Annotated in this window: 23 protein-coding genes, 1 tRNA gene and 1 pseudogene; 10 read left to right on the top strand and 15 right to left on the bottom strand. The window is 72.4% G+C overall.

The window, feature by feature from the left end:
• Position 1 precedes the first annotated feature (1 nt).
• The 5 genes and pseudogenes from panD to pcnB form a co-directional block, all read right to left on the bottom strand.
• Entirely contained in the window at positions 2-382 is a 381-nt protein-coding gene (gene panD, locus ML340_RS08565; RefSeq protein ID WP_240098712.1) for an aspartate 1-decarboxylase, read from the bottom strand.
• A gap of 93 nt (positions 383-475) precedes the next feature.
• Complete coding sequence (gene panC, locus ML340_RS08560) at positions 476-1324, bottom strand: pantoate--beta-alanine ligase (RefSeq protein WP_240098709.1); 849 nt, start codon at positions 1322-1324, stop codon at positions 476-478.
• Positions 1321-2130: a 3-methyl-2-oxobutanoate hydroxymethyltransferase gene (panB, locus tag ML340_RS08555; protein ID WP_240098707.1), complete on the bottom strand. Its 810-nt coding sequence runs from the start codon at positions 2128-2130 to the stop codon at positions 1321-1323. The genes panC and panB overlap by 4 nt, the downstream gene beginning before the upstream one ends.
• Before the next feature lie 24 nt (positions 2131-2154).
• The gene (gene folK / locus ML340_RS08550) at positions 2155-2640 is read right to left on the bottom strand and encodes a 2-amino-4-hydroxy-6-hydroxymethyldihydropteridine diphosphokinase (protein WP_240098705.1); all 486 of its coding nucleotides are present in this window, start codon (positions 2638-2640) and stop codon (positions 2155-2157) included.
• Positions 2637-3989 (bottom strand): annotated as a pseudogene (pcnB, locus tag ML340_RS08545) (polynucleotide adenylyltransferase PcnB); the annotation flags it as partial. The pseudogene pcnB and the gene folK, both read right to left, overlap by 4 nt.
• 176 nt (positions 3990-4165) lie before the next feature.
• Between pcnB and ML340_RS08540 the strand changes: the two are divergent.
• Both ML340_RS08540 and fdxA read left to right on the top strand, forming a co-directional pair.
• A tRNA-Glu gene (locus tag ML340_RS08540) sits at positions 4166-4241 on the top strand.
• A gap of 117 nt (positions 4242-4358) precedes the next feature.
• The gene (gene fdxA / locus ML340_RS08535; protein WP_240098701.1) at positions 4359-4682 is read left to right on the top strand and encodes a ferredoxin FdxA; all 324 of its coding nucleotides are present in this window, start codon (positions 4359-4361) and stop codon (positions 4680-4682) included.
• A 123-nt stretch (positions 4683-4805) separates the two neighbouring features.
• Here fdxA and ML340_RS08530 read toward each other — a convergent pair whose 3' ends face one another.
• The gene (locus tag ML340_RS08530; protein ID WP_240098699.1) at positions 4806-5318 is read right to left on the bottom strand and encodes a hypothetical protein; all 513 of its coding nucleotides are present in this window, start codon (positions 5316-5318) and stop codon (positions 4806-4808) included.
• 12 nt (positions 5319-5330) lie between these two features.
• A complete protein-coding gene (gene dapA, locus ML340_RS08525; protein ID WP_240098697.1) occupies positions 5331-6236 on the bottom strand; it encodes a 4-hydroxy-tetrahydrodipicolinate synthase in 906 nt (301 codons plus the stop codon).
• A 156-nt stretch (positions 6237-6392) separates the two neighbouring features.
• On the opposite strand from dapA, the gene ML340_RS08520 reads away from it, so the two are divergent.
• The 8 genes from ML340_RS08520 to ML340_RS08485 all read left to right on the top strand — a co-directional run bounded on the left by ML340_RS08520 (position 6393) and on the right by ML340_RS08485 (position 13424).
• The gene (locus tag ML340_RS08520; protein ID WP_240098695.1) at positions 6393-6953 is read left to right on the top strand and encodes a glycine cleavage system transcriptional repressor; all 561 of its coding nucleotides are present in this window, start codon (positions 6393-6395) and stop codon (positions 6951-6953) included.
• Positions 6954-6959: 6 nt separating this feature from the next.
• Positions 6960-7430: a peroxiredoxin gene (locus ML340_RS08515; RefSeq protein WP_240098694.1), complete on the top strand. Its 471-nt coding sequence runs from the start codon at positions 6960-6962 to the stop codon at positions 7428-7430.
• Positions 7431-7515: 85 nt separating this feature from the next.
• Complete coding sequence (locus tag ML340_RS08510) at positions 7516-8913, top strand: PhoH family protein (protein WP_240098692.1); 1398 nt, start codon at positions 7516-7518, stop codon at positions 8911-8913.
• Between the two features lie 128 nt (positions 8914-9041).
• On the top strand, positions 9042-9275 hold the full coding sequence (locus ML340_RS08505; protein WP_240098690.1) for a helix-turn-helix domain-containing protein: 234 nt from the start codon (positions 9042-9044) through the stop codon (positions 9273-9275).
• Complete coding sequence (locus tag ML340_RS08500; RefSeq protein WP_240098688.1) at positions 9272-10996, top strand: SulP family inorganic anion transporter; 1725 nt, start codon at positions 9272-9274, stop codon at positions 10994-10996. Before ML340_RS08505 ends, ML340_RS08500 begins: the two co-directional genes overlap by 4 nt.
• A 79-nt stretch (positions 10997-11075) precedes the next feature.
• Entirely contained in the window at positions 11076-11750 is a 675-nt protein-coding gene (locus ML340_RS08495; RefSeq protein ID WP_240098686.1) for a YoaK family protein, read from the top strand.
• Entirely contained in the window at positions 11747-12571 is an 825-nt protein-coding gene (thiD, locus tag ML340_RS08490) for a bifunctional hydroxymethylpyrimidine kinase/phosphomethylpyrimidine kinase (protein WP_425608303.1), read from the top strand. Before ML340_RS08495 ends, thiD begins: the two co-directional genes overlap by 4 nt.
• Complete coding sequence (locus ML340_RS08485) at positions 12564-13424, top strand: alpha/beta hydrolase family protein (protein ID WP_240098682.1); 861 nt, start codon at positions 12564-12566, stop codon at positions 13422-13424. Before thiD ends, ML340_RS08485 begins: the two co-directional genes overlap by 8 nt.
• 110 nt (positions 13425-13534) lie before the next feature.
• Here ML340_RS08485 and recO read toward each other — a convergent pair whose 3' ends face one another.
• From recO to ML340_RS08445, 8 genes are all read right to left on the bottom strand, one after another.
• The gene (gene recO, locus ML340_RS08480) at positions 13535-14269 is read right to left on the bottom strand and encodes a DNA repair protein RecO (RefSeq protein ID WP_240098680.1); all 735 of its coding nucleotides are present in this window, start codon (positions 14267-14269) and stop codon (positions 13535-13537) included.
• A 72-nt stretch (positions 14270-14341) separates the two neighbouring features.
• Positions 14342-15265 carry a GTPase Era gene (gene era / locus ML340_RS08475; protein ID WP_240098678.1) on the bottom strand — a complete coding sequence of 308 codons (924 nt, stop codon included), beginning with the start codon at positions 15263-15265 and terminating at the stop codon, positions 14342-14344.
• The gene (gene rnc, locus ML340_RS08470) at positions 15262-15942 is read right to left on the bottom strand and encodes a ribonuclease III (RefSeq protein ID WP_425608302.1); all 681 of its coding nucleotides are present in this window, start codon (positions 15940-15942) and stop codon (positions 15262-15264) included. Before rnc ends, era begins: the two co-directional genes overlap by 4 nt.
• Entirely contained in the window at positions 15926-16306 is a 381-nt protein-coding gene (locus ML340_RS08465; protein WP_240098676.1) for a DUF4845 domain-containing protein, read from the bottom strand. The genes rnc and ML340_RS08465 overlap by 17 nt, the downstream gene beginning before the upstream one ends.
• A 28-nt stretch (positions 16307-16334) precedes the next feature.
• The gene (lepB, locus tag ML340_RS08460; RefSeq protein ID WP_240098907.1) at positions 16335-17138 is read right to left on the bottom strand and encodes a signal peptidase I; all 804 of its coding nucleotides are present in this window, start codon (positions 17136-17138) and stop codon (positions 16335-16337) included.
• Between the two features lie 91 nt (positions 17139-17229).
• The gene (gene lepA / locus ML340_RS08455; RefSeq protein ID WP_240098905.1) at positions 17230-19023 is read right to left on the bottom strand and encodes a translation elongation factor 4; all 1794 of its coding nucleotides are present in this window, start codon (positions 19021-19023) and stop codon (positions 17230-17232) included.
• A gap of 121 nt (positions 19024-19144) precedes the next feature.
• A complete protein-coding gene (locus ML340_RS08450) occupies positions 19145-20683 on the bottom strand; it encodes a DegQ family serine endoprotease (protein ID WP_338064422.1) in 1539 nt (512 codons plus the stop codon).
• 92 nt (positions 20684-20775) lie between these two features.
• Positions 20776-20988: a hypothetical protein gene (locus ML340_RS08445; protein ID WP_240098674.1), complete on the bottom strand. Its 213-nt coding sequence runs from the start codon at positions 20986-20988 to the stop codon at positions 20776-20778.
• Positions 20989-21086 lie beyond the last annotated feature (98 nt).

Here is a 21086-nt window from a genome sequence, read left to right as displayed (position 1 = left end):
CTCAGGCCGCCTGCCGCGGCAGCGAGTGCTGGGTATGGGTGATGCGGTTGCCGGCGTCCACGTACACCAGCCGCGGACGGAACGCGGCGGCCTCGGCCTCGTCGCATTGGCCGTAGGCGCAGATGATGATCAGGTCGCCCACGTTCGCCTTGTGCGCGGCGGCGCCGTTGACCGAGATCACCCCGCTGCCCTCTTCGCCGCGGATGGCATAGGTGGCGAAGCGCTCGCCGTTGGCGATGTTGTAGATCTCGATGCGCTCGTACTCGCGGATGCCGGCGGCATCCAGCAGGTGGCCGTCGATCGCGCACGAGCCCTCGTAGTGCAGCTCGGCATGGGTCACGCTGGCGCGGTGGATCTTGGCCTTGAGCAGGGTCAGGTGCATGCGGGGAACCGGCGTTCGGGGCGGCCGCGGCCGCGACCGGCGCAGTATAGGCAGCCGATGGCGCACCGCAACATCCGCGCGCTGGCGGGCGGATCAGGCCTCGAATTCGAGGTTGTCGATCAGGCGGGTGCGCCCCAGCCGCGCGGCGATCAGCGCGACCTGCGGCCCGCGCTCGCCGGGCGCAGGTTCGCTGAGGTCCGGCCGGCGCAGCACCGCGTAGTCGGGCGCCAGGCCGGCCGCCTCCAGCGCGGCGCGCGCCTGCGCTTCGACCTGCGCCGGCGCCTGCCCGGCCTGCGCGGCCGCGCGCATCGCCTGCAGGGTGCGGTGGATCGCCGGCGCCAGCGCGCGCTCCGCCGGCGACAGGTACTGGTTGCGCGAGCTCATGGCCAGCCCGTCCGGCTCGCGCACGATCGGCGCGTCCACCACTTCCAGCGGGAACGCGAGGTCGCGCACCAGCCGCCGGATCACCGCCAGCTGCTGGTAGTCCTTGCGCCCGAACACCGCCAGGTCCGGCTGCACCTGCAGGAACAGGCGCGCGACCACGGTCGCCACCCCGTCGAAGTGGCCGGGGCGGTGCGCGCCCTCGAGCACGTCGCTGATCCCCGGCACGTGCATGCGCACGCACTGCGCCGGGCCGTCGGGGTACATCGTCTCCACCGTCGGCAGCCAGACCGCGTCGCAGCCGATCGCCTCCAGCCCGGCGATGTCCTGCTCGGGCGTGCGCGGGTAGCGCGCGTAGTCCTCGTGCGGGCCGAACTGGGTCGGGTTGACGAAGATGCTCGCCACCACCCGCGGCGCGTGGGTGCGCGCCAATGCCACCAGCGCGTGGTGGCCGGCGTGCAGGTTGCCCATGGTCGGCACCAGCGCGACCCGCTCGCCGGCCGCATGCCAGGCGCGCACCTGCGCGCGCAGCGCCGGCAGTTCGCGCAGCACCCGGATCATGCGTAACTGTGCTCGGCACCCGGGAACGCCCCGCTGCGCACGGCCTCGGCATAGGCGCGCACCGCGCCGGCGATGCTGCCGGCCTCGGCCAGGAAGTCCTTGACGAAGCGCGGCTTGCGATGGCCGGTGTCGACCCCGAGCAGGTCGTGCAGCACCAGCACCTGGCCGTCGCAGCCGGGCCCGGCGCCGATGCCGATGGTCGGGATCGGCACGTTGGCGGTGACCTGCGCCGCCAGCGCCGCCGGCACGCCCTCCAGCACCAGCAGCGCGGCGCCGGCCTCGGCCACCGCCTGCGCGTCCTTGCACAGCCGGATCGCGGCGGCGTCGCCGCGCCCCTGCACCTTGAACCCGCCCAGGCGCAGCACCGACTGCGGAGTCAGGCCGAGGTGCGCGCACACCGGGATCTCGCGCTCGACCAGGTAGCGGATGACATCCAGCTTGTGGCCGGCGCCCTCCAGCTTGACCATCGCCGCGCCGGCCTGGATGCAGCGCACCGCCGCGGCATGCGCCTGCACCGGGTCGGCGTCGCAGCCGAACGGCAGGTCGGCCACCACCAGCGCCTGGCGCACCCCGCGCGCGACCGCGGCGACGTGGTAGGCGATGTCGTCCAGCCGCACCGGCAGGGTGGAGGCATGCCCCTGCACTACCATGCCCAGCGAGTCCCCGACCAGGATCAGGTCCACCCCGTTGGCATCCAGCACGCGCGCGAAGCTGGCGTCGTAGCAGGTCAGCATCACCAGCTTGCGCCCTTCGGCGCGCGCCTGCGCCAGCATCGGCACGGTCCAGGGTCGGCGGTCGGCGGACATGGCGGGCTCCTCGCGCGGGGGCGGCTAAGGTAACGCCTCGATGCCCGCATCCGCCATGCCGGCGGCGAGCGCGGCGACCGCGCCGTGGCCGGGGATGCGCGCCTGCGGCCACGCCTCGGCCAGCGGCAACAGCGCGAACGCGCGGGCGTGCAGGTGCGGGTGCGGCACCCGCAGCCCGGGCGTGTCGATCACCGCCTCGCCGTACAGCAGCAGGTCGAGGTCGAGCACGCGCGGCCCCCAGCGTTCGCCCGCGCGGCGCACGCGCCCGGCGCGGCGTTCGATCGCGAGCAGCGCATCCAGCAGCGCGTGGGCGGACAGTCCCGTCTCCAGCACCGCCACCGCGTTGACGAAATCCGGCTGCGCAGTCACGCCCCAGGCCGGGGTGCGGTACAGCCGCGAACGCGCGAGCCCCCGGGTCTGCGGCAGCGCCTCCAGCGCGTCCAGCGCGGCGCGCACGCTGGCGGCGGCATCGCCGAGGTTGGCGCCGAGGCCGACCGCGGCGCGGATCATGCCGGCGCCGGGCCGGCGTCCGCCGCGCCCGGCCGCCGTCGGCGCCGGCGGCGCTTGCGTGGGCCGGCGCCCTCGGCCTCGCCCGGCTCCGGCTCCGGTTCCGGCTGCTCGAGCGGTGCCGCGGTCGCGACCCCGCCGGCCGCGGCCACCGCCTCCGCCGGATGCAACTGCGCCTCGCGCCAGAACGCCACGTCCGCGGCATGGCTGTCGGACGCGGCCTGGCGCAGGGTCAGGAAATCGAAGGCGGCGCGGAAGCGCGGATGCGCCAGCAGGCGGAACACGCGCTTGCGCTGGCGCTGCGCGAAGCGGGTCTGTAGCAGCCAGATCTCCTGCATCGGCAGCGAGAACCGCCGCGGCAGCGCGGTGCGCTCCAGCTGGTGCAGAGTAACCCGGTCGGCCGCGCGCCGCTGCGCCTCGGCCGCGTGCATGCCCTGCGCCTGCAGCTGCGCCAGGCTGCGGCAGTACGCCGGCCACAGCAGCAGCGCGTACAGGAACGCGGGCGATACCGGCTCCTCGCGCGCCACCCGCGCGTCGGTGTCGCGCAGCCCCTGCAGCAGCATCCGCCGCAGCGCGCCGGAGGTGTTGGCCGCCAGCGCCTGCGCGGTTTCGGGCAGCAGCGCCGGCAGCAGGCCGAGCCGTTCCAGCCACTCGAAGCTGGCCACTGCGTGCCCGGCCAGGAACAGCTTGAGGGTCTCCTCGAACAGCCGCGCCGGCGCCGCCTCCGCCAGCAGCGGCGCCAGCCGCGGGATCGGCGCCGCGGTCGCCGGGTCGATCGTGAACCCGAGCTTGGCCGCCAGCCTTGCCGCGCGCAGCATGCGCACCGGATCCTCGCGGTAGCGCGCCTCCGGCTCGCCGATCAGGCGCAGCACGCGCGCCTGCACGTCGGCGTAGCCGCCCACGTAGTCGCGCACCGAAAAATCCTCGATCGCGTAGTACAGCGCATTGGCGGTGAAGTCGCGGCGCACCGCGTCCTCCTCGATGCTGCCGTACACGTTGTCGCGCAGCAGGCGCCCGCCGTCGTCGGTCTGGCGGTCGCCGTCGTCGTCGCCGCCATTGGCGCGGAAGGTCGCCACCTCGATGATCTCGCGCCCGAACACCACGTGCGCCAGGCGGAAGCGGCGGCCGATCAGGCGGCAATTGCGGAACAGCGCCTTGACCTGCTCGGGGGTGGCGTCGGTGGCCACGTCGAAGTCCTTCGGATGCCCGCCGATCAAGAGGTCGCGCACCGCGCCGCCGACCAGGTACGCCCCGAACCCGCCCTCGCGCAGGCGGTACATCACGCGCAGTGCGTTCTGGCTCATCTGCCGGCGCGACAGCCCGTGCACCTCGCGCGGGATCACCTGCAACTGCGGGCCGGACGCCGCCGGCGGGGGGACGGACTCACTGCTCATGCGCGGGGATCGGACATCCTGTCGGGAAGGCGGAAGCAAACGTTGCCGGCGACGCCGGAAGCCCCCTATACTAGCAAGCTCGGCTGGCGGCCCGTCCGCAGCCGGCGGGGATGTCCACCCCGCGCAGCGTCACTGCTCCCTTCGTCTAGAGGCCTAGGACGTGGCCCTCTCAAGGCTAAAACACGGGTTCGAATCCCGTAGGGAGCGCCAATCCGGACCCCCGTGCCGCGCACGGGGGTCTTTTCGTTCCTGCCCCCCGCCCTGCCGCGCCAGCCGGACCGCGCGCCGGCGCTACACTAGCGCGATCGCAATCCGGACCCTGCCGTCATGCCCTTCGTCGTCACCGAGAACTGCATCAAGTGCAAGTACACCGACTGCGTGGAGGTCTGCCCGGTCGACTGCTTCCACGAGGGGCCGAACTTCCTAGTGATCGACCCGGACGAGTGCATCGACTGCACCCTGTGCGAACCGGAGTGCCCGGCCAAGGCGATCTACCCGGAGGAGGACGTGCCGGCCGGGCAGGAAGGCTTCGTCGCGCTCAACGCCGAGCTCGCCAAGGCCTGGCCGGTGATCAACACCCGCAAGGAGCCGCTGCCGGAGGCCGCCGAGTGGGACGGCAAGCCGGGCAAGCTGCCGCTGCTGGAGCGCTGACGCGCCGCTCCGCGCGCACGCCTCACGGCGCCCGCGCAGGTCGCCCCGGAACGACGCAGGGCGCCCGCGGGCGCCCTGCACGAGAAAGGCCTTCGGCGGCGCGCCGCGCGCACCGGGGCCGGCTCACGGCGCGATCGCGGCCTTGAGCGCGGCGATCAGCTTGGCCGGGGCCTCGCCGCTGGGCGGCAGCCCGCGCGCATCCACCGCGGAGACATAGCTGCCGTCGCCGGCCTTGGTCACCCGCACCAGGAACTTGGCGCCCATGTAATCGACGTCGTAGGTGCCGAGGATGGCGGCGCGGCTGGCGATGTTGACGCCAGGGGTGGCGGCCAGCGCCTCGCCGACGCGGGCGAACACCGCGTCGCGCTCGCCCTTGGCGGCGAACCCGAGCGGCGCCACGCTCGCCGGCGCGGCGGACAGGCTGGACGCGCTCACGCTGCCGCCGGCCGGCGGCAGCGCCATCGCGCGCTCGGCGGAGGGACGGTCCAGGTCCGGCGGCACTTCCAGCGGCCGGCTCTCGCTGCTCTGGGTGTACAGCTCGTTCTTCTTGCCGAACCAGTGGCAGCCGCTGGCGGCGGACACCGCCAGCAGGGCGAGGACGAGGGCGAGCGGGCGCACGGTCGCGGGACGGGGCATCGGGTTCTCCAGTCAGGCCGCGGGGACGCGGCAGCGTTCTTCCAGTTGGCGCAGGTCCGCGTGCAGGCGCTCGGCCTCGGCGGCGTGCGCGGATGATAGCGGCTGCAGCGGCAGCCGCAGCCCGCCGTGGCCGATGCCGTTCAGCGCCAGCAGGGCCTTGACCGGGATCGGGTTCGGCTCGACTCCGAGGAACCGGTACAGCGCGTGCAGGCGCTGGTCGAATTCGGCCGCGTCCTCGGCCGCCCCGGCGGCGGCCAGCGCGCACAGCCGGGCGAACGCGCGCGGCGCCACGTTGCTGGCGACCGAGATCACCCCGTCGGCCCCGGCCAGCAGCGAGCGCAGCGCGGTCGGGTCGTCGCCGCTGAGCACCGCGAAGCCGTCGCGGCGGAACGCCAGCAAGGCGTCCATGCGCTCGGCCTCCGGCCGCGCCTCCTTGATGCCGACGATCTGCGGATGCAGGGACAGCACCCCGACCGTCTCCGGCAGCAGGTCGCAGCCGGTGCGGGTGGGCACGTTGTAGAGCACCACCGGCAACCCGCCTTCGTCGGCGACTGCGCGGTAGTGCGCGAGCAGGCCGGCCTGGGTCGGGCGCACGTACGGCGGGGTCACCACCAGCGCGCCGTCGGCGCCGAGCTGCGCCGCGCGGCGGGTCGCCTGCACCGTCTTGGCGGTGTTGGACTGCCCGGTACCGGCCAGCACCGGCATGCGTCCGGCCACCCGTTCGACCGCGTGCGCCAGCAGGGTGTCGTATTCGGCCTCGGTCAGCGCCGGCGCCTCGCCGGTGGAGCCGGCGACCACCACGCCCGCGCTGCCGGCCTCGAGCTGGAGGTCCAGCAGCCGTTGCCAGGCGGGCCGGTCGAGCGCGCCGTCGGGCGTGAAGGGCGTCGCCAGCGCGGTGATGCTGCCGGATAGCTGCACGGGGGATCGGCTCGCCGATAGGGGGAGATGCGCGGGCCGCGGCCGCGCGGGACGTGCCGGGATGTTACTTGCGGGCGCGAACCGGCGACAAGTATCCTGCCCGGGCCCGGCGCGCCCGTTGCTGCCGCGCCCTCCCGAACCGTGCGGACCCCTGCCTTGACCGACACCCCCTCCCGGCCCGCGCCGAACGAAAACCACCTGCTGATCAACGCGTACACCACGCATCCGCAGTCGCCCCTGCTCGCCGTCACCCGCCGCATCGCCGATGCCGGCTGCAACCTGGTCGACACCCGCCTGGCCACGGTCGGGCGCGATGTCTCGGTGACTGCGCTGGCGACCGGCTCGTGGGACGCGGTGGCCAAGCTGGAGACCATGCTCACCCGCCTCGAGCGCGAGGAGGGCATCAAGCTGGTGTGGTACCGCACCGGCCCCAAGCCGGTGCAGTCCAACCTGCTGCCTTACGTGGTCGAGGTGATCGCCTCCGACAAGCCCGGCATCCTGTACCAGCTCGCGGACTTCTTCGACCGCCAGGGCATCACCATCGAGAGCCTGCACTGCACGCGCTACCGCGCGATGCAGACCGGCGCCGACATGTTCTCCGCGCAGCTGACCATCGGGGTGCCCGCGGACATGCACATCGCCGCCCTGCGCGACGACTTCCTGGAGTTCTGCGACCACCTCAACCTGGATGCCATCATGGATCCGATGAAGTACTGACGCGCCATGCTGGACGTCGGCGACCGCATCCCCGACCTGCCGCTGCAGCTGGCCAGCGGCGCCGCCGGCCACCTCGGCGGCTACGCCGGCCGCTGGCTGGTGCTATACTTCTACCCCAAAGATTCCACCCCCGGCTGCACCACCGAGGGCCGCGACTTCGACGCCCTGCTGCCGGAGTTCGAGCGCGCCGGGGCGGTGGTGCTCGGGGTGTCCCGCGACTCGCTCAAATCGCACCAGAACTTCCGCGCCAAGCAGGGCTTTCGCTTCGACCTCGCCAGCGACGCCGATGGCGCCATTTGCGAGGCGTTCGGCGTGGTGCAACCGAAGAAGCTGTACGGACGCGAGTACCTGGGCATCGTGCGCAGCACCTTCCTGGTCGATCCGTCCGGGGTGGTGCGCCGCAAGTGGCAGCCGGTGAAGGTGCCCGGCCATGCCCAGGCGGTGCTCGCGGCCCTCCGGGAAGAACGCGCCCGGTGACCGCGCCCACTCGCTCCCGCCGCGCGTGCCCCGCCCCGCGGGGCGCGCCGGCATCCTGCCGTCCACGCCACGGGAACCCGCCCGCATGACCCGCAGCAAGCGCATCTACGTGCTCGACACCAACGTGCTGATGCACGACCCGACCGCGCTGTTCAAGTTCGAGGAGCACGACGTCTACCTGCCGATGCAGGTGATGGAGGAGCTGGACAACGGCAAGAAGGGCACCTCCGAGGCCAGCCGCAACGCGCGCCAGGTCAGCCGCTTCCTCAACGAGCTGATCGAGGCGCACGGCAGCGCCGACGTCGGCGCCGGGATCCCGCTGGTGCGCCCGCAGGGCCTGCAACTGCGCGGCGCCGACAGCGCCGGCCTGCTGCGCTTCCAGACCGGCGACTTCGACGCCGGCAAGCGCTTCGGCACGGTGATCCCGGACAACCACATCCTCGGCGCGATCCTGGCGCTCAAGCAGGCCGAGCCGGACACCCCGGTGGTGTTCGTGTCCAAGGACATCAACCTGCGGATCAAGGCCTCGATCGCCGGGATCGCCAGCGAGGACTACGAGAACGACCGCGCGCTGGACGACTTCAGCCTGCTCTACACCGGCGCCACCGCGCTGCCGGAGGATTTCTGGCAGCGCCACGGCAAGGACCTGAGGTCGTGGACCGACAAGGGTCGCACCTACTACGAGATCGCCGCCGGCGAGGGCGAGGACTGGTACCCGAACCAGTACGTGTTCCTGCCCGGCGACGAGCAGTCGGAAATGAAGGTCGCGCGCCTGCTCGACGGGCGAGTGGTGCTGCAGATCGTGGACGACTTCCGCCATGCCCAGCACGCGGTGTGGGGCATCACCGCGCGCAACCGCGAGCAGAACTTCGCGCTCAACGCGCTGATGGACCCGGAGATCGACTTCGTCACCCTGCTCGGCACCGCCGGCACCGGCAAGACCCTGCTGGCGCTGGCCGCGGGCCTGGCGCAGACCATGGACGCGCAGCGCTACCGCGAGATCATCATGACCCGCGCCACCGTGAGCGTGGGCGAGGACATCGGCTTCCTGCCCGGCACCGAGGAGGAGAAGATGACGCCGTGGATGGGCGCGCTCACTGACAACCTCGAGGTGCTGACCCACAACCAGGACGGCGGCGCCTGGGGCCGCGCGGCGACCAACGACCTGCTCGCCAGCCGGATCAAGATCCGCTCGCTCAACTTCATGCGCGGGCGCACCTTCCTCAACCGCTGGCTGATCCTGGACGAGGCGCAGAACCTCACGCCCAAGCAGATGAAGACCCTGATCACCCGTGCCGGCCCCGGCACCAAGATCGTCTGCCTCGGCAACGTCGAGCAGATCGACACCCCCTACCTCACCGAGACCACCTCTGGCCTGACCTACGCGGTCGACCGCTTCAAGGCCTGGGCGCACAGCGCGCACGTCACCCTGCGCCGCGGCGAGCGCTCGCGGCTGGCGGACTTCGCCTCGGAGGCGCTGTGACGCCATCGCGGCGATGCGCATGGGCGGAGGAGGCGGCAGGAATGATGTTTCAAACATCACTATCGAAATATAAAGTTGAAATACTGGCGCACGGAAACTAATATCGGCGAATGATTTCCGCCGCCCAATTGCGTGCTGCCCGGGCCCTGCTCGGCATCGACCAGCGCACCCTGGCCGCCTGGGCCGGGGTCTCCCTGCCGACCATCCAGCGCATGGAAGCCAGTCCCGGCACCGTGCGCGGGGCCGTCTCGACCCTGACCCGAATCGTGGACGCCTTGGCGGCCGCGGGCGTGGAACTGATCGGCAATGACCAGCCGAGTCAAGGCCGTGGCCGCGGGGTGCGGCTGAAGGAGCCGGCATGAGCGTCCCGCCCTCGCCCTCCCTCCGGTCCTGGCGCCAACTGTACGAACCGAAGCTGCTGACCGTGTTGCGCGAGGGCTACAGCCTGGCGCAGCTGCGCGCCGATGCCATCGCTGGACTGACGGTGGCGATCGTGGCCCTGCCGCTCGCGATGGCGCTGGCCATCGCCTCCGGCACGACGCCGGAAAAAGGCCTGCAAACCGCCGTCGTGGCCGGCTTCCTGATCTCGCTGTTGAGCGGATCGCGGGTGCAGATCGGGGGCCCCACCGCCGCCTTCATCCCGGTCGTCTTCGGGATCATCCAAACCCACGGTTACGGCGGCCTGATCCTGTGTACCCTGCTGGCCGGGCTGATGCTGATCGCCGCCGGCCTGCTGCGGCTGGGCATGCTGATGCGCTACATCCCGCAGCCAGTAGTGACCGGGTTCACCGCGGGCATCGCGGTCAGCATCGTCTCCAGCCAGATCCCGGACGCGCTCGGCCTGCACATCGCCCACCTGCCCGGCGAATTTCTGCCGCGCTGGCAGGCCTATCTGGCGCACTTGGGGCAAACGCAGTGGCCGACGCTAGCGCTGACCGCGGCCGGCCTGACGGTCATCGTGGCGCTGCGCCACTGGCGGCCGCGCTGGCCGGGTTTCCTGCTGGCGCTGCTGGCCTGCACCGTCGCCACGTCGCTCCTCGGGCTGCCGGTCGAGACCATTGGCACCCGCTTCGGGCCGGTGTCCGCTGGGTTGCCGACCTTCACGATTCCGCACATCCCGTTCGAACGCACCTTAGAACTGCTTCCCAGCGCCTTCACGATCGCGTTCCTGGCCGGCGTCGAATCCCTGCTATCGGCCGTAGTGGCGGACGGCATGACCGGTGGTCGCCACCGCTCCAATGCCGAATTGGTGGCGCAGGGCGTGGCCAACGTCGGATCCGCGCTGTTCGGCGGCCTGCCAGCGACGGGCGCGATCGCACGCACCGCCACCAATATCCGTTCCGGTGGACGCACTCCGTTCGCCGGCATGCTGCATGCGCTTTTCCTGCTCGCGTTCATGCTGCTGCTGGCACCGCTGCTGGGTGCCATCCCGCTGGCCGCGCTGGCCGCGGTGTTACTGATGGTGGCCTGGAACATGAGCGAGATCGATGCCATTCGTGCCACCCTGTCGGCGCCGTACGGCGATCGCCTGGTGCTGCTGGCCACTTTCAGCCTGACTGTGCTGGTGGACCTCACGGTCGCGATCGAGACGGGGGTGGTGCTGGCCTCGCTGCTCTTCATGTACCGCATGTCCGAGAGCGTGACCGTGGATGCGGGGATCCGCGCCACCGACGACGACCTGCGCCCGGTGATGGCCGCGCCACCGGAGGAACTCGACCAGCGTACGCGCCTTCCGCAGGGCGTCGAGGCCTATCAGATCACCGGCCCACTCTTCTTCGGCGCCAGCAGCCGGATCGACAGCCTGCTGGATACCTTCGTGGTAGCCCCGCGGGTGCTGATCCTGCGCATGCGGCTGGTGCCTCTGATTGACGCCAGCGGCGTGCACGCCCTGCAGGCCCTGGCCGAGCGCTGCCATCGACGACGCATCACGCTGGTGATTTCCGGCCTGCAGGCCCAACCCAAGCAGGTGATTGCGCGCATGGGCTTGGGCGAGCATGCCACGGGCATCCATTACGCCGACAACTTCGACCATGCGTTGGCACTGGCAGCACGCCTGATCACACCAGCGGCGCCAGCGGCCTGACGCAGCCGGCGGCGGACAGGCACAATGCACCGGTCCGGTCGCGACCGGGCCATGCCTCCCCCACTGCCCACCGCCAACCTTGCCACGCTCCGCCGACCTCCCCGCCACAGCCTATGCAACCGCTGCCGGGCTGGCATCGCTGGCCGGCATGGTGAACGTGATCGGTGTGCTGGCGCTGGCACGCGAGGCCGTCAGCCACCTCACCGGTACCACTGTGCTGCTGGGCATGGCCATCGGGCATGCGGACTGGGCGTTGGCCCGGCTGCTGCTGGCCGTGGCCGCCGCGTTCCTGCTGGGCGCTCTGCTTGCCGGAGTGCTGCTGGCGGAGCCCACGCCGCAGGGGGAGGCACAGGCCGCCATGCTCACCCTGGAAGCCCTGCTCCTGGGGGCGGGTGCCGCACTCTTCGCCGCGCATCCGCTGACTGGGATGCTGATCGCCTCGTGCGCATGCGGCCTGCAGAATGGCACCAGCACCAGGCTCAGCAGCGGCCTGCTGCGCACCACCCATCTGACCGGCAGCTATACCGATCTTGGCCTCTGGCTTGGAAGCGCATTGCGCCGCCGGCAGGCATGCCAGCCTTTCCCATGGCCGCAGGCGCTGGTGATCGCGGGCTTTCTCGCGGGCAGCGTGGTTGCTGGCCTGGTTTACCGAGCCCATGCGGCTTCTGCGCTGTGGTTGCCGGCGGCAATGGCGACGGGCCTGGCGCTGTGGCTGCGCATTCATGCCTATGCCCTCCGCCGTCGCCCCCAATGACCCCCGCCCTTGATCCGCGTGCTCCCTGTGTCTTGACCATCGCCGGCAGCGACTCCGGCGGCGGCGCCGGCATCCAGGCCGACCTGAAGACCTTCGCCGCGCATGGTGTGCACGGCCTGTCCGCGATCGCCGCGCTGACCGCGCAGAACACCCGCGGGGTGACCGCGGTGCACGTGCCGCCGCCGGACTTCCTGCGCGCGCAGATCGCGGCCTGCTTCGACGACTTCCGGATCGTGGCGGTCAAGATCGGGATGCTGGCCGATGCCGCGGTGATCGCCGCGGTCGCCGATGAGCTCGTCGCCCGCCGCGATCACGGCTTCGCGCTGGTGCTCGATCCCGTGATGGTCGCCACCAGTGGCGCGCGTCTGCTCGCGGACGATGCGGTGGACACGCTGCGCACGCGCCTGCTGCCGCTGGCGGACCTGGTCACGCCCAACGTCCCGGAGGCGGAGGTGCTGACCGGCCGCGCGATCGCCGACGCGGCCGCGGCCGAGGCTGCGATCGCGCAGTTGCGCAGCTTGGGCGCGCGCGCAGTGCTACTCAAGGGCGGACACCTGCCGGAAGGCGAAGCGGTGGTTGACCGCTACCGTGACGGTACGCAGGCGCTCGACTGGCGGCATCCGCGGCTGGCGGTGGAGGCGCACGGCACCGGCTGCACCCTGGCGGCCGCCATCGCCGCCGGGCTGTGCCGCGGCCAGGCACTGGCGGACGCGACCGCCGCCGCCGTGGCCTACGTCGGGCGCGCCCTGCAGGCCGGCACCCGGCCCGGCCGCGGCGGGTTGGTGGTGCTGGACCACTTCGGGGCCGCGCGCGATGGCTGAGGGCGAGGGCCTGCTGACGGTCACCAGCGCGGACGGCCACCGCGCCGATCTGCTGCTGCGCTTGCCGCCGGCGCCACGGGCGGCGCTGCTGTGGCTGCCGGCCCTCGGCGTCTCCGCGCGCCACTACCTGCCGTTCGCCGAGGCCCTGGCCGCACGTGGCGTCGCCGTGTTCCTGCATGAATGGCGCGGCCACGGCTCCAGCACGTGGCGCGCCGGACGCGACTGCGACTGGGGCTACCGCACACTGCTGACGGACATCGCCGCCAGCCGCGCGGCGCTGGAGACAGCGCTGCCGGCGGACGCGGCCACGCAACCGCGCGTGCTCGGTGGCCACAGCCTGGGCGGCCAGCTGGCCGGCTGCCACCTCGCCCTACAGCCGGGCGCGGCCCAGGCCCTCTGGCTGGTGGCCAGCGGCGCGCCCTACTGGCGCGTCTTCCCGCGCCCGCGGCGCTGGCTGCTGCCGCTGGCCTACCGCTTCCTGCCGTGGCTGGCCGACCGCGTCGGCCACCTGCCCGGGCGCCGGATCGGCTTTGCCGGCAACGAAGCGCGTGGCGTGATCCACGACTGGGCGCGCAGCGGGCTGAGCGGGCGCTACGCCGCCGCCGGCCTGGAGGCCGACCTCGAGGCCGGGATGGCGCGCTGGCGGGGGCGTGCCTGCGGACTCGTCCTGGCCGACGACTGGCTCGGACCGCCGTCCTCGCTCGCCTACCTCCTCGGCAAGCTGGTGCAGGCCGAGTGCCATGCCGGCGTGCTGTCGGCCCGGCAGCTCGGCACCCGCGCCGACCACTATGCCTGGATGCGCCAGCCGCAGGCGGTGGTGGAAGCCCTGCTGGCCGACGGGCTGCCGGGCTGAGGACAGCCCGCTCTCGGCCCGCGAACGCCGCGCCCCCTCCCGCTACCGCCCACTGGCCGCGCGGCGCCGGAGCGGATGGAGCACGTCAGCGCGCGTACGCGCGGGCGTCCTCACTCCCCCGGCGGTCGCAGTGCGCGCGCGAGCGCGGGACGCAACTCCCACGCGGCCAACCCGCGCCCGCCGAGGTGATGCTGCAAGAGCGCGCGCAGCGGCAGCCGCAGGCTGGCCAGATCAGCCGCCGCCGGCGGATGGTCGCCGCCGAGGGCGAGCAGGGCGCGGCCGCTCGCGCTGTCGCGGCGGTCGCCGGGCTGCGCGGGATGCAGGCGCAGCAAGCCGTGCTGCGGATCCAGCCGGTAGCGCGCGTCGGCCGCGAGCGGCTGCCCGGCCGCGTCGTGGCCCCAGTCCGGGGCGAGCCCGAGCGCCTCCAGCAGGTCGCGTTCGAACCGGCGCAAGGTCCAGGCCAGCGGCTCGCCGCTGCGCAGGCGCTCGCGCACCTGGGCATAGGCCAGGAACAGCGCCGGCAGCGGCGCCTGCCGCGGCGCCAGGCGCAGGCACAGCTCGTTGACGTAGAACCCGGCCAGCGCGGCGTCGCCGTGCAGGCGCGGCGCCACGTCCACCGCCTCGGCCACCCCCAGTTGCGCCAGTTCCCCCTTCTGCACAGCATCGAAGCGGATCGCCTGCAGCGGCTGCAGCGCCGCGCGCAGCGCCTGCCGCTTGGCTCCCTGCAGCCCGCGCGCGACCAGGCCGAGGCGCCCGTGGCCGGCGCTGAGGACCTCGACCAGCAGGCTGGTTTCGCGCCACGGGCGGGCGTGCAGGACGAACGCGGGCTCGGCGGCGTAGCGCATGGCGGCATTGTAGGAGCGGCAGGTGGATCACCGCCTCGTGCCCGCGCCGACCCGTCCCCGGCGCCCGCCGACTCAGTCGTGGTAGCCGAGGGCGCGCAGCGCGGCCTCGTCGTCGCTCCAGCCCTCGCGCACGCGCACCCAGGTGCGCAGGAACACCTTGGCGCCGAACAGGCGCTCCATCTGCGCGCGCGCGCGGGTGCCGATGGCGCGCAGGCGCTCGCCGCCCTTGCCGATCACGATCGCCTTCTGGCCCTCGCGCTCGACCCAGATCACCGCGTCGATGCGGTACATCACCCCGGCCTGCGGCGAGGGTTCCTCGGCGAACTTCTCCACCTCCACGGTGGTGGCGTAGGGCAGCTCCGCGCCGAGCTGGCGCATCAACTGCTCGCGCACCAGTTCGCCGGCGAGGAAGCGCTGGCTCTTGTCGGTGATCTCGTCCTCGGCATAGGCCGGCGGCGCCTCCGGCAGCAGCGCCAGCAGGCTGGCGACCAGCGGCTCCAGCCCACTGCGCTTGAGCGCGGACACCGGGTGTACGGCGGCGAAGTCGCGCCCTTCCGTCACCTTGGCGATGAATGGCAGCAGCGCGGCCTTGTCCTTGAGCCGGTCGACCTGGTTGATCGCCAGGACCACCGGCAGGCCGGCTTCGCGCAGGGCGGCGTAGGCCAGCTCGTCCTCCGCGTCCCAGCGGCCGGCCTCGATCACCAGCAGCGCCGCGTCCACGCCCTCCAGGGCGCCGCGCGCCGCGCGGTTGAGCACGCGGTTGAGCGCCTTGCCGGACCGCCGGCCCTGGGCGCCGTGGATGCCGGGGGTGTCCACCAGCTGCAGCTGGCCGCCGGGGAAGGTGGCGATGCCCAGCAGGCGGTGGCGGGTGGTCTGCGGGCGGTTGGAAGTGATGCTGACCTTGGCTCCGACCAGGGCGTTGACCAGGGTGGATTTGCCGACGTTGGGGCGGCCGATGACGGCCACCGCGCCGCTGTGGAGGCCGGCCGCGCTCATGCACCCAGTTCCGCCAGCACCGCCTCGGCGGCCTGCTGCTCGGCGGCGCGCCGCGAGCCGCCCTCGCCGTCCGCGGCCAGCGGCGGATCGGCCAGTGTGCAGCGGGCGCGGAAGCGCGGGGCGTGCTCGCTGCCGGCGGTCTCCAGCAGCAGGTAGCACGGCAGCGGCTTGCCGCGCGCCTGCAGCCATTCCTGCAGGCGGGTCTTGGCGTCCTTGCCGATCCGCTCCGGCGGCGGCAGCGCCGCGATCAGCGGCGCGAACCACGGCAGCACCGCCGCGCGGCAGGCCTCGAAGCCGGCATCCAAGTAGATCGCGGCCACCAGCGCCTCCAGCGCGTCGGCGAGGATGGAATCGCGGCGGCGGCCGCCGCTCTTGAGCTCGCCCGGCCCGAGCGCCAGTTGGGGACCGAGGTCCAGCCCGCGCGCAATGCCGGCCAGCGCGGATTCGCGCACCAGCTCGGCGCGGGCGCGGGTGAGCACGCCCTCGTCGGCGCGCGGCCAGGCCTGGTACAGGGCCTCGGCCACGATCAGGTTCACCAGCGCGTCGCCGAGGAATTCCAGCCGCTCGTTGTGGGCGCCGCCGGCACTGCGGTGGGTGAGCGCCTGCGCGCGCAGGGCCGGGTCGCGGAACGCGTGCTCCGCCCCCGGCCGCAGGCGTGGCTCACTGCCCGCCGCCACGCCCGATCGCCTGCTCCGCATGGAACTTGCCGACCACGTCGAGGTTGGCGATCAGCGGCACCCGCTGCTCGTAGTCCACCACCAGGTTGTAGCCGTCGCCGGTACTCTCGATCCGCAGCGGGTCGAGCTTCTTGACGTCCAGCGCATAGCTCATCTCCATCCGGCGCAGGAACATCGTATGGATCTTTTCCTTGGAGGCGTTGGCAATGTCCGGCTCCGCCGCAATCGTGGACAGCCCCTTCTTGACCGAATAGAACTCCAGGTACATCGGCACGATCTTCATGCCGCAGTAGACGAAGAAGATCACCACCGCCAGCGTGATCAGAAAGCCGATCATCGTCATGCCGCGCTGCATACGCTTCATCTGAGCTCTCCCCAACTCCAGTCGCCGGTCACGGAATGCGCATGCCGATCCGCGAGGTGTCGATCCACGGATCCGCGCTGCGGTCGAAGTTCATCCACACCATGAACGCCTTGCCGCGCAGGTTGGCCTCCGGCAGGAACCCCCAGAACCGGCTGTCCTCGCTGTTGTCGCGGTTGTCGCCCATGACGAAATAATGCCCGGGCGGCACCACCCAGTCACCTTCCCCCTGCCCCTGGGGCAGGAACGGCAGGTCCGGGTGCTCCAGCACCCGATGCGGGCGGCCGGGCAGTTCCTCGGTCAACTCGGTGGCGCCGCTGGCATCGGCGCCCTGGCCGACCCCGGTGTAGATGCCGTCCACCACGTACGGCAGCGGCTTGCCGTTCAGCCACACCCGGTTGTCGTGGTAGCCGATGCGGTCGCCGGGCAGGCCGATGATGCGCTTGATCCAGTCCTCGCGCGGGCGCATCGGCGGGCGGAACACCACCACGTCGCCGCGCTGCGGCTCGCCGATGGCGAGGAACTTCTTGTTGGTGATCGGCCAGCGCAGGCCGTAGGCGAACTTGTTGACCAGGATGAAGTCGCCGATCAGCAGGGTCGGCATCATCGAACTGGACGGGATCCGGAACGGCTCGGCCACGAAGCTGCGCAGCCCCAGCACCAGCACCAGGATCGGGAAGAACGCCTTGGAATAATCGACCAGCAGCGGCTCCTTGGCCGGCCCCTGCGGTCCCGCCGCAGCGGCCCGGCGCTTGGCCAGCACCAGCCGGTCCAGCAGCCAGACCAGGCCGGTGAAGGCGGTGAGCGCCACCAGGATCGTCTCGAACCACACCATCATCCCGCGATCTCCCTGTGCGGACGGTCCGGCCGCACACGCCCGTCCCCGGCAAGCAACGCCGGGACGCAGCCGCGCCGGCCAGGCGCCGTCACTTGTTGTCCACCTGCAGCACGGCGAGGAAGGCCTCCTGCGGGATCTCGACCCGCCCGACCTGCTTCATCCGCTTCTTGCCTTCCTTCTGCTTCTCCAACAGTTTCTTCTTGCGCGTGGCGTCGCCGCCGTAGCACTTGGCCAGCACGTTCTTGCGCAGCGCCTTGACCGTGGTGCGGGCGATGATCTGGCTGCCGATCGCGGCCTGGATCGCCACGTCGAACATCTGCCGCGGGATCAGGTCCTTCATCTTCTCGCACAGCTCGCGGCCGCGGCGGTCGGCGTGGCTGCGGTGGACGATGATCGACAGCGCATCCACCCGGTCGCCGTTGATCAGGGTGTCCACCCGCACGAACGGACCGGCCTGGAAGCGCAGGAAGTGGTAGTCCAGCGAGGCATAGCCGCGGCTCACCGACTTGAGCTTGTCGAAGAAGTCAAGCACCACCTCCGCCATCGGCAGCTCGTAGCTGACCTGCACCTGGCTGGCCATGTAGGTGATGCCGATCTGCACCCCGCGCTTCTCCTCGCACAGCTTGATCACGTTGCCGATGTAGTCCGGCGGGGTGAGGATGTTGGCGCGGATGATCGGCTCGCGGATTTCCTGGATGTGATTCACCGGCGGCAGCTTGGCCGGGTTGTCGATCGGCACCACGCTGCCGTCGGTCTTGAGCACCTCGTACACCACGGTCGGCGCGGTGGTGATCAGGTTCAGGCCGTATTCGCGCTCCAGCCGCTCCTGCACGATCTCCATGTGCAGCATGCCGAGGAAGCCGCAGCGGAAGCCGAAGCCCATCGCCTCGGAGCTCTCCGGCTCGAAGCGCAGCGCGGCGTCGTTCAGGCGCAGCTTCTCCAGCGCCTCGCGCAGCGCCGGGTAGTCCTCGGCATCCACCGGGAACAGGCCGGCGAACACCCGCGGCTGCATCTCCTGGAAGCCGGGCAGCGGGCTGGGCGCGGGATCGCCGGCCGCGGTCAGGGTGTCGCCCACCGGCGCGCCGTGCACGTCCTTGATGCTGGCGGTGACCCAGCCCACCTCGCCGGCGCCGAGGCGCGGCAGGATCTTGCGCTTGGGGGTGAACACGCCGACCTGGTCGACCTGGTGCACGCGGCCGGTGCTCATCACCAGCAGCTTGTCGCCGGGCTTGATCTCGCCCTGCATCACCCGCACCAGCGAGACCACGCCGAGGTAGTTGTCGAACCAGGAGTCGATGATCAGCGCCTGCAGCTTGTCGGTGTCGCGCGGCTTCGGCGGCGGGATGCGCTGCACGATCGCCTCCAGCACCGCGCCGACGTTGAGCCCGGTCTTGGCGCTGATCGCCACCGCGTCGGAGGCGTCCAGGCCGATCACCGCCTCGATCTCCTCCTTCACTTTGTCGATGTCGGCGGTGGGCAGGTCGATCTTGTTCAGCACCGGCACCACCTCCAGCCCCTGCTCGACCGCGGTGTAGCAGTTGGCCACCGACTGCGCCTCCACCCCCTGCGCCGCGTCCACCACCAGCAGCGCGCCCTCGCAGGCGGCCAGCGAGCGGCTGACCTCGTAGCTGAAGTCCACGTGGCCGGGGGTGTCGATGAAGTTGAGCTGGTAGGTATGGCCGTCCTGCGCGGTGTAGGGCAGCGACACCGACTGCGCCTTGATCGTGATCCCGCGCTCGCGCTCGATCGGGTTGGAGTCGAGCACCTGCGCTTCCATCTCGCGCTCGGCCAGGCCGCCGCACAGCTGGATGATGCGGTCGGCCAGGGTCGACTTGCCGTGGTCGACGTGGGCGATGATCGAGAAGTTGCGGATGAACCGCATCGGGTCGTGCTGCATGGGCGCGGGCGGGACGGGCGGGGGAGCCGGCCGCGCTGCTGCGCGGCCGGCACGTGAACGTGGGATTATCGCACAGGCCCGCCGCCGCCCCGCCGGCGCGCGGCCGTCAGTCGCCGCCGCCGACCGTGAGGTACGAGGTCGCGCTGCCGCGCCGCACCAACAGCATCACCGGCTTGCCGCCGGCGCGGGCCTCGCGCAGCCGGGCCTCGAACGCGGCGACGCTGCCGACGTCCTGGCGGCCGACCGCGAGGATCACGTCGCCCGCGCGCAGGCCGGCATCGCGCGCGGCCTCGCCCTGCACCCGGGCCACCAGCACGCCCTCGCCCGGGCGCAGCCCGAGCCGCTGGCGCTGGGCGGCGTCCAGCTCCTGGGCCACGATCCCGAGCGGCGCGGCCTGCGCCGGCGCGCCGGGGCCGCTGCCCGGCGTGCGCGCCTCGCCGCCGGGCGTGCCGGCGTCGGCGGTGAGCGCATCCAGGGTCGCGGTGACGCTGCGCGGCTTGCCGTCGCGCAGGATCTCGAGGGTGACCCGGCTGCCCGGGGCCATCCCGCCAATGATCGGCGGCAGGTCGGAGGAATCCACGATCGGCTGGCCGTTGACGCTGCGGATCACGTCCAGCCGCTCGATCCCGGCGCGCTGCGCGGGGCTGCCCGGCAGCACCTCGCCGACCAGTGCGCCGCGGGTGTCGGGCAGGCCGAGCGCCTTGGCGTTGTCGCGGTTGACCGCCTGCACCTGCACCCCGAGCTGGCCGCGCTCGACCTTGCCGGTGGCCTTGAGCTGCTTGACCGCGTTCATCGCCACGTCGATCGGGATGGCGAAGCTCACCCCCATGTAGCCGCCGGAATTGCTGAAGATCTGCGAGTTGATGCCGACCACCTGGCCGCGGGTGTCGATCAGCGGCCCGCCGGAATTGCCGCGGTTGATCGCCACGTCGGTCTGGATGAAGGGCACGTAGCGCTGGTTGGCGTACGGGTTGGCGCGGCCGACCGCGCTGACGATGCCCGCGGTCACCGAATGGTCGAGCCCGAACGGCGAGCCGATCGCCACCACCCACTGCCCCGGCTTGAGCGTGCGCGAGTCGCCGATCCGCACCACCGGCAGGTTCTTGGCGTCGATCTTGAGCAGCGCCACGTCGGACTGCTCGTCGCTGCCGACCACCTTGGCGGTGAACTCGCGGCGGTCGGCCAGGCGCACGCGCACGCTGTCGGCGCCGTCCACCACGTGGTGGTTGGTCAGCACGTAGCCGTCGGCGGAGATGATGAAGCCGGTGCCCTGCGAGACCCCGCGCGGGCGCCCGCCCTCGGGCATGCCCGGCATCCCCGGCATCGGCATGCCGGGGCCGAAGAAGCGGCGGAAGAACTCCGGGATCTGCTCGTCATCGTCCGGCGCCTGCTGCGGGCGCTGGCGCCCGGCGGCGGGCTTGCCGCCGATCTCGGCCTCCACGCTCACCACCGCCGGGCCGACCTGCTCGACCAGGCGGGTGAAGTCCGGCAGCGCGACCACCACCTCGGGCAGCGGCGCGGCGGGCGCCTGGGCCTGCGCACGCGCGGACGAGGAATACCAGCCGGCGGCCCCGCCGAGGGCGGCGGCAAGGGCGGCGGACAGCAGCACGGGGCGCAGCAGGGCGGGACGGGAGGGTGCAGTCATCGGCGACTCCTAGCGAAGAAGCGGAACAGGATCAGGTGAGGCGCAAGATGGGGATGCGCCGTAGGGGCGCCAGCCGGCGGCGGGCGCCGCATTCAGCGCGCGGACGGCGAATCCGGCGCGTCCGCCGCCGGCAGCAGCCGCGGCGGCGGCAGCGCCTGCAGCGCGCTGGCGGACGCATCGAACGGCGCGGCGGCAGGCGCCATCGGCAGCCCGAAGCCGACGTTGAAGGCCGACGGCGGCGCCGGCAGCACGCTGCGCGGCCACGGCCGTGCGACCAGCACCGATTCGGGCGAAGCAACGGCCACGGCCGCATCCGCGGGCGCCGCCGGGCGTTCGCGGCGGGGGGCGGCGCCGGCGGCGGCCGCGATGGCCGCCTCCCGCCGCGGCGCGCGGGCGGGACGCA

It is taken from the genome of Thermomonas flagellata (assembly GCF_022419185.1).
In the GTDB taxonomy this organism is placed as follows: Bacteria; Pseudomonadota; Gammaproteobacteria; order Xanthomonadales; family Xanthomonadaceae; genus Thermomonas; species Thermomonas flagellata.
This window is presented reverse-complemented; position numbering and strand designations above follow the sequence as displayed.